15 protein-coding genes and 2 pseudogenes are annotated in these 13,048 nt (G+C 57.5%); 5 read left to right on the forward strand and 12 right to left on the reverse strand.

Going from position 1 to position 13,048, the window contains the following annotated elements; genetic code table 11:
- The 3 genes from nifK to nifH all read right to left on the reverse strand — a co-directional run.
- Positions 1-944: nitrogenase molybdenum-iron protein subunit beta (gene nifK / locus EOA86_RS05220; RefSeq protein WP_128340899.1), on the reverse strand; the 944-nt coding region annotated here is incomplete at its 3' end.
- Between the two features lie 129 nt (positions 945-1,073).
- Complete coding sequence (gene nifD, locus EOA86_RS05225; RefSeq protein WP_091599473.1) at positions 1,074-2,576, reverse strand: nitrogenase molybdenum-iron protein alpha chain; 1,503 nt, start codon at positions 2,574-2,576, stop codon at positions 1,074-1,076.
- Positions 2,577-2,662: 86 nt separating this feature from the next.
- Positions 2,663-3,556 carry a nitrogenase iron protein gene (gene nifH / locus EOA86_RS05230; RefSeq protein ID WP_024505261.1) on the reverse strand — a complete coding sequence of 298 codons (894 nt, stop codon included), beginning with the start codon at positions 3,554-3,556 and terminating at the stop codon, positions 2,663-2,665.
- Between the two features lie 580 nt (positions 3,557-4,136).
- On the opposite strand from nifH, the gene EOA86_RS05235 reads away from it, so the two are divergent.
- Together EOA86_RS05235 and EOA86_RS05240 are read left to right on the forward strand one after the other, a co-directional pair.
- Positions 4,137-4,700, forward strand: coding sequence for a type II toxin-antitoxin system prevent-host-death family antitoxin (locus EOA86_RS05235; RefSeq protein WP_236378831.1), 564 nt, complete (start codon positions 4,137-4,139; stop codon positions 4,698-4,700).
- Positions 4,682-5,110, forward strand: coding sequence for a hypothetical protein (locus tag EOA86_RS05240; protein ID WP_029356531.1), 429 nt, complete (start codon positions 4,682-4,684; stop codon positions 5,108-5,110). Before EOA86_RS05235 ends, EOA86_RS05240 begins: the two co-directional genes overlap by 19 nt.
- A 577-nt stretch (positions 5,111-5,687) precedes the next feature.
- On the opposite strand, the gene queE is transcribed toward EOA86_RS05240, so the two are convergent.
- From queE to queC, 3 genes are read right to left on the reverse strand one after another with little or no spacing between them, the layout of a single operon-like run.
- Positions 5,688-6,413, reverse strand: coding sequence for a 7-carboxy-7-deazaguanine synthase QueE (gene queE / locus EOA86_RS05245; RefSeq protein WP_164891567.1), 726 nt, complete (start codon positions 6,411-6,413; stop codon positions 5,688-5,690).
- A gap of 5 nt (positions 6,414-6,418) precedes the next feature.
- Entirely contained in the window at positions 6,419-6,775 is a 357-nt protein-coding gene (queD, locus tag EOA86_RS05250) for a 6-carboxytetrahydropterin synthase QueD (protein ID WP_063169374.1), read from the reverse strand.
- Positions 6,775-7,473 carry a 7-cyano-7-deazaguanine synthase QueC gene (queC, locus tag EOA86_RS05255; protein WP_091599584.1) on the reverse strand — a complete coding sequence of 233 codons (699 nt, stop codon included), beginning with the start codon at positions 7,471-7,473 and terminating at the stop codon, positions 6,775-6,777. The genes queD and queC overlap by 1 nt, the downstream gene beginning before the upstream one ends.
- Positions 7,474-7,601: 128 nt before the next feature.
- On the opposite strand from queC, the pseudogene EOA86_RS05260 reads away from it, so the two are divergent.
- Together EOA86_RS05260 and EOA86_RS05265 are read left to right on the forward strand one after the other, a co-directional pair.
- Positions 7,602-8,391: pseudogene (locus tag EOA86_RS05260) on the forward strand (HlyD family efflux transporter periplasmic adaptor subunit); the annotation flags it as partial.
- A gap of 58 nt (positions 8,392-8,449) precedes the next feature.
- A pseudogene (locus EOA86_RS05265) lies at positions 8,450-8,706 on the forward strand (cysteine peptidase family C39 domain-containing protein); the annotation flags it as partial.
- Between the two features lie 260 nt (positions 8,707-8,966).
- Here EOA86_RS05265 and EOA86_RS05270 read toward each other — a convergent pair.
- On the reverse strand, positions 8,967-9,740 hold the full coding sequence (locus EOA86_RS05270; protein ID WP_164747232.1) for a serine protease: 774 nt from the start codon (positions 9,738-9,740) through the stop codon (positions 8,967-8,969).
- 220 nt (positions 9,741-9,960) lie between these two features.
- On the opposite strand from EOA86_RS05270, the gene EOA86_RS39270 reads away from it, so the two are divergent.
- A complete protein-coding gene (locus tag EOA86_RS39270) occupies positions 9,961-10,251 on the forward strand; it encodes a hypothetical protein (protein ID WP_126057644.1) in 291 nt (96 codons plus the stop codon).
- Here EOA86_RS39270 and EOA86_RS39275 read toward each other — a convergent pair.
- From EOA86_RS39275 to EOA86_RS05295, 5 genes are all read right to left on the reverse strand, one after another.
- Entirely contained in the window at positions 10,248-10,583 is a 336-nt protein-coding gene (locus EOA86_RS39275) for a hypothetical protein (protein ID WP_187331497.1), read from the reverse strand. The genes EOA86_RS39270 and EOA86_RS39275 overlap by 4 nt on opposite strands.
- A gap of 44 nt (positions 10,584-10,627) precedes the next feature.
- Entirely contained in the window at positions 10,628-10,873 is a 246-nt protein-coding gene (locus EOA86_RS39975) for a helix-turn-helix domain-containing protein (protein WP_236473428.1), read from the reverse strand.
- Complete coding sequence (locus tag EOA86_RS39980) at positions 10,843-11,421, reverse strand: Crp/Fnr family transcriptional regulator (RefSeq protein WP_236473429.1); 579 nt, start codon at positions 11,419-11,421, stop codon at positions 10,843-10,845. The genes EOA86_RS39975 and EOA86_RS39980 overlap by 31 nt, the downstream gene beginning before the upstream one ends.
- Before the next feature lie 101 nt (positions 11,422-11,522).
- A complete protein-coding gene (locus tag EOA86_RS05290; protein ID WP_091599482.1) occupies positions 11,523-12,557 on the reverse strand; it encodes an LLM class flavin-dependent oxidoreductase in 1,035 nt (344 codons plus the stop codon).
- Between the two features lie 27 nt (positions 12,558-12,584).
- Positions 12,585-13,048: aminotransferase class I/II-fold pyridoxal phosphate-dependent enzyme (locus tag EOA86_RS05295; RefSeq protein WP_128340900.1), on the reverse strand; the 464-nt coding region annotated here is incomplete at its 5' end.

Raw genomic sequence — 13,048 nt, forward strand, 5'->3', positions numbered from 1 at the left:
TAGTGGAACGAGGCCGTCGCCTGCCCGACCTCCTCGCAATAGCCCAGCGTCTTTCGGGTGTTGTGATGCTGCAGCGAAAGCGTTGCCTCGGCGTTGAGGGCCTTCTTCACCTCGTTGATCTTCGTGCCCCCGTCATACATGCGGTATTCACCGTCCGAAGGCGTATCGAACTGGTCAGAGGCATCCTGGATGAATGTGTAGGACACGCCCATTACATCGAGCAGGCGCTTGAGCTCCCGGTTGTTGCCGACGCAGAAGCCGTCGAAGCCCGGAATGATGTTGATGGCTCCTTCGACTTGCGTACGCTCCTGGCCTTTCCAGAAGTGCTCCAAAATGCCTTTGACCATGTTGTCATAGCCGTCGACATGACTGCCAACGAAGGCCGGCGTGTGGGCAAAGGGCACGTCGAAGTCGCGCGGGACTGAATCTTCGTCCTTGGCGTTCTGGATGAAGCTGTGCAGGTCGTCGCCAATGACCTCTGCCATACAGGTCGTCGACACGGCAATCATCTTCGGGTCGTAGAGCTGGTAGGTGTTGGCGAGCCCGTCGACCATGTTCTTCAGGCCGCCAAACACCGCCGCATCCTCGGTCATTGAGGAGGAGACCGCCGCGGCAGGCTCCTTGAAATGGCGCGACAGGTGCGAGCGGTAATAGGCGACGCAACCTTGGCTGCCGTGGACGAAGGACATGGTTCGTTCGAAGCCGGCGGCAGCGAATACCGCACCCAGCGGCTGGCAGGCCTTGGCCGGGTTCACGACAAGCGCTTTGCGGGCGAGGTTCTTTTCGCGGTATTCCCACGTCTGGGTGAAATCGCGCTGATCGGAAACGATCTCATCGGGGTGCGGACATTCGAAGTTTAGCTTCTTCTCAGCGAGCATCTTTCTGTATTCCGGCTCGCGGAACAGGGGAGCGTGATCGAGAATTTTTTCAGCCGACTGCGGCATGATGATTACCTCTTTTGCATCTGGCTGCGCGGTACGGCAGCTCAGGACGTCAAGACGTTCCAGGCTCCGGCGGATCAGAGGCCGCGGGAGTTCACCGTCTCAGTGGGAGACTGGGGCTAAAGCAGATGTTTATTCGGCAGCCATCGCCCGCTCATCGCCCCGGCTTCTTTTCCAAGGCGCGTGGAATAGGTCCCAGACCGGGTTGTTGATGGCGAGATCCACATCACGTGCGAAAATGGCAAAGCCATCGTAGCCGTGATACGGGCCTGAATAATCCCAGGAATGCATCTGGCGGAACGGTATGCCCATCTTCTGCACCGGGTATTTTTCTTTGATTCCCGAGCCGACCAGATTTGGGCGAATCCCTTCGATGAATTTCTCCAACTCATAGCCGGTCACGTCATCATAGATCAGCGTGCCGTTCTTCACGTAGTGGCCGGTGCGCTGATAGTCGTCGCTGTGGGCGAATTCATAGCCGGTGCCCACGATGACCATGCCGAGGTCCTCGTAGGCCGTGACGACGTGGCGGGGGCGCAGGCCGCCGACATAGAGCATCACGGTATTTCCTTCCAGGCGCGACAGGTACTTGGCGATGACCGTATCAACAAGCGGCCTGTACTTGGCAATGACCTTTTCGGTCTTCTCCTCGATTTCCGGCCCAAAATGCTTGGCTATGTTGCGCAGAGAGGCTTCGATCTGGGAGGGACCGAAGAAATTGTACTCCATCCAAGCGACGCCATACTTTTCCTCCATATGCCGACAGATGTAGTTCATCGACCGGTAGCAGTGGATAAGATTGAGCTTAGCCTTCGGGGCGCGCTCGATCTCTGCGAGTGTGGCGTCACCCGACCAGTTGCCGACCACGCGCAGCCCTATCTCCTCAAGCAGTATGCGCGAGGCCCAGGCATCGCCGCCGATATTGTAGTCGCCGATGACGTTGACGTCGTAGGGGCCGGCCTCGAACTTGACATCCTTTTTGTCGAAGACCCAATCCCGGATCGCATCATTGGCGATGTGGTGGCCAAGCGACTGCGAGACGCCGCGGAAACCCTCGCAGCGTACCGGCACGATCGTCTTGTCATACTCCTTGGTCTTTTTGCGAGAAACCGCCTCGGTGTCATCGCCAATCAGGCCGATAGGGCATTCGGATTGCACGGTGATGCCGTTGTTGAGCGGAAACAAGACTTCAATCTCGTCAATGATCTGTTCCAGCTTCTTGTCGCCGCCGAAGACGATGTCCTTCTCCTGGAAATCGGAGGTGAACTGCATTGTCCCGAACGTGTCGACGCCCGTCGTACCGACGTAGTAGTTGCGGCGCTGCGACCAAGAGTATTGGCCGCAGCCGACCGGGCCGTGCGAGATATGGACCATATCCTTGACTGGCCCCCACACCACGCCTTTCGAACCCGCATATGCACAGCCGCGAATCGTCATCACCCCGGGAATGGACTTGATGTTCGATTTGACGTCGCATTCGGAAAGGACCTCGCTTTCCCCGCCAGCCTCGTTGCCGCTCTTTGCGACGTTGAGGTGCTTCTTGCGGCGCTTCGCCGCCTTGTCGGGATAATGCGACAGCACCTCTTCGATAAGCTTCGCATGAAGAGCACCGTCATTCTCGTATTCCCGGCTCATGAGTCCCCTTTCAAGGTTGGGTGACGCCTCAACGAATAGGCGCCGTTCTCTGCAAGGCGCGCCGATTCATGGCAGCGCTAATGTCACTACTGGGCCGCCGCCTTCGCCGCTTCCTTGGAGTGAAGCTCGGCAAGCATCTGCTCGTCGGTCTTCATGATGCCGAAGTCGAGCAGCATCTCCTCCAGCTCCTCCATGGTGATCGGCGTCGGGATCGTACCCTGGCCCGAATTGGCGTGGATCTTCTCGGCCAGAGCGCGGTATTCCCCTGCCTGCTTGGAGTCCGGCGCGTACTGGATCACCGACATCTTCCTGAGTTCGGCATGCTGGACGATGTTGTCGCGGGGCACGAAGTGGATGAGCTTGGAATTCAATCGGCCAGCCAGTGCTTCGGCCAGATCGAGTTCACGGTCGGTTTGACGTTCATTGCAGATCAGCCCGCCCAGCCGCACACCGCCCGAATGGGCATATTTGAGGATGCCCTTGGCGATGTTATTGGCGGCATAGAGCGCCATCATCTCGCCGGACATGACGATGTAGATCTCCTGGGCCTTGCCTTCGCGGATCGGCATGGCGAAGCCGCCGCATACCACGTCGCCGAGGACGTCATAGGAGACATAATCGACATCGTCATAAGCGCCATTCTCCTCGAGGAAATTGATCGAGGTGATGACGCCGCGGCCGGCGCAACCGACACCCGGCTCGGGGCCGCCGGACTCCACGCACTTGATGCCTCTGTAGCCGACCTTGAGCACGTCCTGGAGTTCGAGGTCTTCCACCGAACCTTCCTGTGCGGCGAGATCCAGGACGGTATCCTGAGCTTTCGAATTCAGGATCAAGCGTGTGGAATCGGCTTTGGGGTCGCATCCTACGATGAGGATTCTCTGCCCGAGGTCGACAAGGGCGGCGAGCGTATTTTGGGAGGTGGTGGACTTGCCGATGCCGCCTTTGCCGTAAAAGGCGATCTGACGCAGACCTGACATAATAGCTTTCCTTCCTTCGTTCTAATCATCGCGACTGCCCGCGACACAAGTGCCGATAGGCAGCTCGTGCCGCCTCACACCAAGCATCGCAAAAAGCGTACCAGCGTGATCGGCCGATCCGAGAAGAAACTTTGTTATTAAATTCCAGCCACTTAGACGGCGGCAAAACGCGCGAGCGGGCCTTTCAGGCGTCTGTCACGGACACGACAAAGCCGACACAGATTGTCGTGCGCCATCGAAACCGCCCTGTGTCGAGCTCGAAGCGGGATAATGGGGAGCTAGCCCAAAGCTGATGGCGAGACCATCGGAAGACGTCGGCTATTGTCTTTCCAGCCTGCGGTCGCTGGATGAGCAGGAGCCTGGGGCTTGACCGCCGCGCGGAATAGTTCAGGCAGGCTTGCGGAGCGGGAACGCCGGCGGCCGATAGACATCCGCGCTTAACCTTTCATAGCCCGTCTACGAGTTGGTTCCGCCGACGCGCTATATCGAAGGCAAATAATTCAGTACCTTAGCACGAGATCATTGATATTTTCAAAAAGATACGTATTATACGGATATAACGGATTATCGGGACAATTCTATGTCGGTCATTAGCTCGGTTGAATTTCAGCGCAACTTTGGGCTGTATCAGGACAAGGCGCTAGCGGAACCCGTGATCATCAGCAAGAATGGCCGCGAACGGCTTGTGCTGCTTTCGGTCGATGAATACCAGCGCCTAAAGGCGCATCGTGACGGCACTAGCGCGGGGCCTGAGAACGCAGCCCCCCCTGCTTTGCAGAGCACGGCGCACTTTTCACTTAAGAACCAAATACCAACCGAGCCACTAAGGGAATTGCTGTCGCACTTTCATTCGATCAAATCTGCCTTCGTGTACGGTTCAGTCGCCAAAGGCACGGACACAGAACGCAGCGATATCGATTTGATGGTGGTCGGCGATAACCTGAACCTCTCTGAACTTTATTCAGCCGCACAAAACGCGGAACTGAGACTAGGCCGAAAGGTCAGTCCGACATTTCTGTCGCCGGAGGAATGGCAACGAAAGGCGTCGCAGAAAGGGTCGTTTGTCCGCAAGGTAAGTACCCTTCCAAAGATTTTCCTCATCGGCTCGGAGAAAGATTTACAAGCGTGGGCAAGCAAGAACTAGACAACCTCGTAAAGATTGGGCTGATGAAAAGTGAGCCCCCATCGCTGTCCGAATATGACGGCATGCTGGGTGGCGCGCGCAAGAATTTAACTGACGCACAGAAAGGTCTCGACCCCGACAGCCAATTCACTCTCTTATATGGAGCTGCGCATCGGCTTGCCCTGGCAGCCCTACGCCGCGAAGGCTATCGCTCGGACAATCGCACTTCGGTGTTTCAAGCGCTCGTTCATACCGTCGGAACCGACAAGGCTGACATTCAGATTTTTCTAAAGGCGCACAACGAGCGAAACCTCTCCGAGTACGAGGGGCACACAGACATTGATGCCAAATTGCTAGCTAACCTTATTGAGTGCACCACGAGGCTAGAGGTTTCGGTTGGCAAACTAGAACCGCCAGAAGATGACGAGTGAGCGGCAATCGAACACGCGCGGGCAAAGGGTCCGACGGTGCGGGTAGCGTATGCCCCGACCGGAACGAAGCCGAGCCGAGTTGCGCCGTAATCTCGGACGGCTTCACCTGTTGCGTGAACAAATCCGTGAGATCGTTGGGCCAGTGAGGAAATCGATCTTCTTTATGGAAGGCATTTAAGCAACGGATGCATTCCCATGCACATCGCCGTTCTGTTTAGCAGCTGCCGTTGACCGGCGGGCCAGCCCCTTTGGCGTTCTGGTGTCTGACAGTCGAGCGTCAGGCCGGACCATGAGATACATCGATAAGGGCTGGACAAGGATGGGAGGGATGACGTGCTTGCGACGGAGGAAACAGTCAAGCAGCTGGGGCGAGAAGGCCAGTTCTTGCGGATTTCAACTTTGCGTGACGACCGCTCATCGGAGTCAAGGTAACACACGCCGGCAGCGGGTGTCCGGGCGGTTTCCAGCCGCACAATGCGAGACCGCTGGCGCGAACAAAGCTCGGCTGTACTCGGCACGCTAAGAGAGCCTGCCAAGCCGTCGGAGCCCGGCCTTCCGGTGCGACGCAAGCCGCAGACTAGACCGCCCTCTTGTTACCCCAAAGCAGAACGTGCAGCTGCGGCAACACGCGGGCTTCGAACCACCTGTCGCTGGTCACCCTTTCGACAAGCCATTCCATTCGCATCATTATTCCGTCCAAGTCGACAGAGGTGTCTTCACTGCCAGGGTGCGGCGGCGTGTGATTGCCGGGTTGCAGATAGATCGGAAGGTGCGGATATCGCGCCGCGACTTCTTTGGCGTAGGCATAGTCACTCTCGTCGAAAACGACGAGCTTGAGCACGATTTGCGGCTTCTCTTGCGCCGCTTCGAGGCACGCCTCAAACGCAGCCCAACGGGTCGTCATTTCGCTGGACGGCGGCTTTGGGCTAAGGGTCAGCACGTCAAGATCCGCAAACCACTCCCTCACCACGGAACCCTGCGTTTCCAGTGCAAAACGATAGCCCTCGCGATGGCCTCGTTCTATGAGGGGACCGAACGGCTGAATGGCCGGGTTGCCGCCTGACAAGGAGACCATAACCGGCCTGCCGCCGGAAAGCGCATGGACGGTTTGCCACACGGCATCGATCGGCATCGGTAGCCATTCATGGCGATACTGATTGTCCACCGCGTGAAGGCTGTCGCACCATGAACAGCGATAATCACATCCGCCGGTTCTGATGAACACCGTCGGCAAGCCGATGAGCACGCCCTCGCCCTGGATCGTCGGCCCGAATATCTCGCTCACACGGATTACGGGATGCATGTCGGTCACGGACGGTATTCCGCCCAAGTTTTCGGTGTTTCGCTAACGCGCACGGCCGCGGTCTGCGGCAGACGTGCCTTGCACCATTCATAGAAATGTCTGGCCAGGCATTCCGCCGTGACCTTCTCATGTCCCAGCACGTCGTTGAGGTGCCGATGGTCGAAGCTCTCGTCAATGTAGCGTTTGAGCGGCGCCAGATCGTGATAGTCGCGCACGAAGCCGTGGGCGTCCAGTTCCTTGGCCGACAGCTCCACTACGACGACATAGTTATGCCCGTGCAGGCGCGCACATTGATGGTTGGGAGGCAAGGAGGTGAGCTGATGCGAGGCCGAGAAGTGGAATTCCTTGCTGATGTGGAACATTACGCGCGCCTCCTGCGCAGCGCCTCGAGCCAGAAATCGGCGTCCTCGTAGTCGGTGGGATCAGCGTGCCCGGCGAGATGGAACGCTTCGCGCCGCTCGACGCAGGTCCCGCATCGTCCGCAGTGACGCACGCCGCCCTTGTAACAGGACCAGGTCTCGGCAAACGGGGTGCCGTATCTTGCGCCATCCGCAACAATGTCAGCTTTTCCGAGATTCACATACGGTGCATAGAGGCGTATCTGCGCATAGCCGTCGAGCGCGCGGTCTTGCATTGTCTGGAAAGCTTCAATGAAGGCCGGACGGCAATCGGGATAGATGAAGTGGTCCCCACCATGCATGGCCGCCGCCACCGCTTCGGCGTTGTGGGCGGCGGCGAGACCGAAGGCGATTGCCAACATGATGGCATTGCGGTTCGGCACCACCGTAATCTTCATCGTGTCTTCGGCGTAGTGGCCGTCCGGCACGTCGACACTGTCGGTCAGCGCTGAGCCGGAAAGGCCACGGCCGATTTCGCCGATGTCGATGATCTGGTGCGGGACCTTCAGTCGCTGCGCGCAAAGAGCGGCGAAGCCCAATTCCTTCCTGTGCCGTTGGCCATAGTCGAAAGATAGAAGGCCGGTGAGTTCGTGCTCCGCTGCCACCATGTGAGCAAGGGAAACGGAGTCCAATCCGCCAGAGCAGACGGCGAGAGTCTTCATCATTGGTATCCTTGTTTTGACCGGGTAAGGCTGCGACCGGAGATTTCTCTGCGCCCCCACTACTCCAGCGACTCAATTTTGTGAACCGGGAGAATTTCCGCACAGCCCGATTGGAGCGAGCATGGGTCGCAAGGAGCGATCTTGCCGGTGATCTCGAAAACCTGATCTCCTCCGGCACGCAGGCCAAGGACCCGATCCGCCTCTCGACCGAATCCGCCAAAGCTGACCGCGCGCATTTCCTCAACTTGTTGCGGGAAAACGAATACGCCCGCACCAATGCCGCAGCGGAACTCGACCGTGCCAAGCGACTGCTTTCGGCTTCTGCAGCGCCCGCGAAAACTGTTGAAGAAAAGACTTTCGCCCTCCACAACATTGAGCTCCAGGGCGAGATCCTGGCCCGGCGAAAAATCGCCGAATGAAACCAGCAACTCTTCGACATCAACCTGCGCCTCAAGGAGCTCACGGCCACTTTGCATGAGCTCGAGAACGAGCGGGATCTGACTCATATTCGAGCCCCAGTACTCTTGAGCAATTCTCAGGCCTCACTTCCGGCAGCTACGTACAGGCCGGGCAAAACGTCGGTTGGGTTTCGCCGGTACCGAACTGGTGGTGGAAATCTACGTTCCCCCCAAAGACATCGCTTTTGTGCACCCGGGCCAGTCGGTGCATATCCAAATCGATGCCTACAAACTACAATCAATGGGGTGTCACTGACGCCAAGGTGCTCAACGTGGCGCAGGACTCCATTCTCCACGGCGGGAGCCCTTCTTCAAGGTCCCCCTTGCGCTGTCTCGCAACCAACTCGTCCTTAAGAACGGGGGCATCGCTCACCTGAAGAAAGGCATTACCGTTTGGGCACGCTTTCTCGTTGCAGGCCGCACTTTGCTGCAACTCCTCTATGATAAAGTCGACGATTAGCTCAATCCGCTCTACGCGGGCGACTAATCTTCAATTTCCAGACAGTCAGCGAGCCGCCATGTCAAGCAAGGTCAGCAAGTTTAAGCAGCGCGATATCACCGATTGCGGGGCGACCAGTCTTGCTTGTGTCGCTGCCTTCTATGGCCACAAGCTGCTTTTGTCGCGCATTCGCCAGCATGCCTCGACCGACCACTCTGGCACCACTGTGCTCGGTCTCTTGGAAGCTGAAGAAGGCTTGGTTTCTTAGCCAAGGGCGTGAGGGGTGGCTTCGACCGCCTCGACAAAATCCCCAAGCCCGCTATCGCGCACGTCGTCATCAAATTTGCGTTTGGACTTGGCGTCATACAGTGCCGCTGGATAGAGCCCGCCGCCCTGATCTCCGGCGGGTCTAATCAGAGCCCCCAGCTCCGCTGATGAGCCAGGCGCGGGTGCCTCGGGGCTTCCTAGCCTGCACAGCCTTCATGGGACATGGTCAGGATACCTGTTAGATGAACTCCGATTAGTCTGGACATTCTGCGCGTTCGGATACGCGGCAACGTGAACTTTCCACCCTGCACGCATCCCGACTCGCCCCCTCAGTCACCGGTATGTTTCGTGATCCACTCGCGATAATACGACACGCGCGTATACACACCGTATGTCCTTCCGCAACCGGCCCCACTCGAGACAATTCCAACCAAGATAGGGTTTTTGCCATGGGCTTTGGTCAGAGGACCTCCACTGTCCCCTTGGCAAGGATCGGTCCCGCCGCTTTCGGTTCCGGCGCACATCATCCCAGGAAAGATCTCCTCCCCATATTTGCGGCTGCACGTTTTGTTGTCGACGTATGGGACCTTGCCCTCTCGGAGCTCTTCTGATTCCTCTCCACCATGTCGTGTAACTCCCTTACCCGTCACGGTAAGGAGCTCGCCATTAGGAATGTCCATCCGGGGGGTAGCAAGGGGAATGGCCACTGCGGGTAGCGTACTGCGCACCCGCACGAGCGCCAGATCATGTTTGAATGTCTTCGCGACATATTCTTCGTGAACAATAAAGTCCGTTACATCTAACGAAACGCCATTCTTCACAAAGGCCTCGACCTTGGTTGCACCCGCTAAACAGTGTGCCGCTGTGAGGATCCATTGGTCTCCGATCACCACTCCACCGCATAGATAAGATTTATCCTCTCTGACAATTTTATCCTCTGTGACAATATTGAGTTCGACGTACCAAGGATGCTCTTTAGACGTGGTCCGCTTGCCGCGGACGATATCGAGCCCGCCTTGTACAGAAGTTTGAGCATGGGCGTGTTTTCCACCAAAAAGGGCTGCGAGCGCGCAGAGGGCATGACGACGGGTGATGGGGGGCATCGGTTTCCTCGTACTATTTGCATTACATCGTGCGGCCGTGTGCCGTTGGCGCGCCACCCTGCCTGCCCACCCATTAGCTGGCAACCCTCGTCTCGGATGTGATTCAGAATGCCGCAGGCAAACATGCTTTGTCCTCGATAGGACGCTCTGGTTGCCGTGGGCGGACGACTTCTTCGGAAAGCGCGACGACGGCACGGGGTCCGTTATAGGCAGGCTCTCCATGCTGATGCAGCTCGAGACCCTCAGGGTTACTCGCCGCGCCGATGGCTCTCATGGCCAAGGCCGACGGCTCACGAAAATATGTCGGGGCCGCGGTGATCGGTCTGAACCGCGCCATGAAGGAACGGCTCTACGAGCGCGTCGCCGGATGCCCGGCCGGGCGCGCAAAGGAATTCCGATCAAGAAGCCGAACGCGCAGTGGATCAAGCCCGGCCTGGTCGGCCACATCAGCTTCCTGAAAGGCGAGGGCGGGCTGCGCCATGCCACTCTGACCGATGTTCGAGAGGACTAGTCGGCCCCGCAGATCGGTTCACCGGAAGGCATCCGAGCTGGCGCTCGGCGTTTTTTTAGCGCTTTGGCTGTTCGGGGTCGTCTGAGACAAACGACCCCGATGACCACGTCCATAACAGCTTCCAAGAGCGGCTTGCTGTCTTCGTCGCGGGCTTCAACGGTAAGGCGGCGGCAAATGACGGTGGGGGTGACTTCCCGCGCATAGTCTGTCAGCGCGGCGAAAGCCTCGAGCCTGACGGAATCCATGCCGCCGGCTAACCATGTCCCTTCAGTGTCGGAAAAGAGCCGATCATTGTTGCGTACGTCAAAATAATTAAGGGAAAGGGCGGCCATGTGATCTCCTATGGGCTCACTGCTGTCGAGGGTCCCTACAGCCTTCAGCGGAGTGGACTGCTACCGATAAGCCTTTCGTACTCGGCTTCCGGTGGGCCATAGCTGCCATCGGCCAGTTTGATCAGTCCTTCCCAATCACGGATGACGATCTTGCCGCACGTGGCGCGGATCAAGCCATTGCCTTCCAGGACCTCGATGGCGACGGTTACGCCCGGCCGCCTCACGCCGAGCATGATCGACAGGAATTCGCGCGTGAGTTTCAGCTCGGGGCCAGCGCGATCCTCACACAACAGCAGCCATCGGACGAGACGGCTTTCGAGCCCCTGGCGGGCGTTCGCGTGAGAGCGGTGTAGCTGGTCTGCACCATCAGGCATTGCACGAAGCGCAGAAGAAACAGCCGCAGGGTGGGACTTTGCTCGAGTGCCTCATGAAAGGGGGCTATCGGAATGCGCATCGCCTCTCCGGCGAGCTGGACGACGCAATCATGCGGCGCCAGATTGTCGCCGAGGACGACAACCGTTCCTGTCATGCCTTTGTGGCCCAGAATGCCGGCTTCGGCATCCCGGCCGGGCGCCATTTTGGCGATGATAGAGCCGAAGCCCTCCTCTATGAAGTACACGAAGTTGATCGGCCTGCCTTGCTGTTCAAGGCGATCGCTCAGTGCCAGTTCGACGTGCTCCAGATCCGGCGAGAGCAGGGACCCATCCTGCTGGTCGAGCAGGCCAAGAAGTCTGTTTCTGTATGGGGAATTTGCGGAGTGCGGCACTGCAACCGTCGCGGCAGGAATGTCATCGGGACTGAAATGGGCGAGGGCTGCAGTATCGCGGTCGGCGACCAAGCACCGGCCTAGTGTTTACGCCTGACACAAGAGTCCGGCCCCCACAACCGTTTCGGAATGAGCAGCAGCGCTGCCGCTGCTCCTCCAATCACACAACGGATTCACGATGCGGCAACTCGAGCCATGATTTCGGATCGAATGGTCGATGCGGTGTATAGCGAGGCATCCAGCGGCAAATCCCCAAATGCCAGTTGACACAGAAGATAATTAGCACCTGCCTCTTCCAGCTGATCAAGGAGAGCTTTTCGGACAGAAGCTGCCGTTCCCACGACGCACAATTCACTTTCAATTGCTGCATCGAAGTTCAAAGGCAAGTTTGGTGGAGTGGGAATGGCATTTAGTTCGTATAGAAATTTGAAGCTCTTGAGCCATCGTTCATAGGCAGGTGCTGCGAGCAAATACGCATCTGTTTCAGAACGCCCTATCACCACCATTCGGAGCAATCCAAGAAATGGCGCTTGGTGGCCAATGTCAGCATCGTGAATTCGGGCGGCGCGGAACGCGTCGGTAACGCTGCGAACAGAAGTGGAAGGTCCGACGCAGGCGATGTTTGCCCCATTCGCGGCGGCCCAGCTAGCCGGCTCGGGTCGATTGGTGGCGATCCATGTCGGCGGCTGGGGATATTGGTGAGGTCTCAACGTCAGCGGAACGTCTTTCAACTCAAAGTGGCGGCCCTCATAAGAAAGCGTCCCGCCTTTCATCGCATTGATGAGAATCTCGCTGGCCTCCGTGTACTGTTCTGGTGCTGCTTCTACAGCAACCCCGAAGTATCCCAATTCAGTCGGAGCAGAGCCGCGCCCTATGCCGAGTTCAAGCCTGCCGCCGCTCAACTGATCAAGCATGCAGATCTCCTCGAAGGCACGCAGCGGATGATAGAGCGCAAGTAGCATTACCATGGGACCAACACGAAGACTGCGGGTTCGCTGGGCGACGCTCGCTAAGAACAAATTCGGTGATGGACCTCTGCCATGTGGCGTACAGTGGTGCTCTGCGAGATGATACGCATAAAAGCCATAGCCATCGCACGCTTCTGCTAGGCTCAGCCGATCTGCATATTGTTGGGCGATGTCATCGCCGTTTTCGTCCAGATGATCGAAGATGCCGAAGGTTAGGCCCGAAGCGAAAATTTTCGTCAATTAATTATTCTCCAAATTACCTATGATTTATCCACTATTGGAAACATCATAACTTATAACACATCGACACTTATTACTTAATACATTTCCAATGCAATGTGAATTGACTTCATGCTTGCGCACACCGCGATTCCTCTTAAAGTTCATACAGACGTGTTTGGCGGCAGCAAGGAATTTGTCCATCTGCTCTGTGCTACCAATGCTGACGCGAATGCAGTTCTTCAAATCTATGTCAGGAAAGCTGGCGATGAGGATCTTCTGCTCTTTCAACGCGGCTTGCCAGCATGAGCCCTCCTGTCCCGCCGGCACACGGGCCAGCAAAAAGTTTGCGTGGGAGGGTGTTACGGAAAAGCCAAGTTGCAACAGCGCCAGGGTCACTCGCTGTCGTTCATGCTTGATGTGCCTGTGGTTCTCTTCGTAGGCGTGGCGATGCGCAAGAATGCTTTTCCCGACCGCCTGCCCGATCACGTTCATGTTGAAGACATTCTGGA

The sequence above is a fragment of the Mesorhizobium sp. M5C.F.Ca.IN.020.32.2.1 genome, assembly GCF_004023105.1.
Taxonomy (GTDB): Bacteria; Pseudomonadota; Alphaproteobacteria; order Rhizobiales; family Rhizobiaceae; genus Mesorhizobium; species Mesorhizobium wenxiniae.

What these genes read in the sequence shown, in the direction of transcription:
- EOA86_RS05235 (WP_236378831.1), top strand. Translation starts at nt 4,137, where the DNA reads ATGTCGGTCATTAGCTCGGTTGAATTTCAGCGCAACTTTGGGCTGTAT.
- nifH (WP_024505261.1), bottom strand. Translation starts at nt 3,556, where the DNA reads ATGTCAGGTCTGCGTCAGATCGCCTTTTACGGCAAAGGCGGCATCGGC.
- queE (WP_164891567.1), bottom strand. Translation starts at nt 6,413, where the DNA reads ATGCATCCCGTAATCCGTGTGAGCGAGATATTCGGGCCGACGATCCAG.
- EOA86_RS05270 (WP_164747232.1), bottom strand. Translation starts at nt 9,740, where the DNA reads ATGCCCCCCATCACCCGTCGTCATGCCCTCTGCGCGCTCGCAGCCCTT.
- EOA86_RS39270 (WP_126057644.1), top strand. Translation starts at nt 9,961, where the DNA reads ATGCTGATGCAGCTCGAGACCCTCAGGGTTACTCGCCGCGCCGATGGC.
- nifD (WP_091599473.1), bottom strand. Translation starts at nt 2,576, where the DNA reads ATGAGCCGGGAATACGAGAATGACGGTGCTCTTCATGCGAAGCTTATC.
- queD (WP_063169374.1), bottom strand. Translation starts at nt 6,775, where the DNA reads ATGTTCCACATCAGCAAGGAATTCCACTTCTCGGCCTCGCATCAGCTC.
- queC (WP_091599584.1), bottom strand. Translation starts at nt 7,473, where the DNA reads ATGAAGACTCTCGCCGTCTGCTCTGGCGGATTGGACTCCGTTTCCCTT.
- EOA86_RS39275 (WP_187331497.1), bottom strand. Translation starts at nt 10,583, where the DNA reads ATGGCCGCCCTTTCCCTTAATTATTTTGACGTACGCAACAATGATCGG.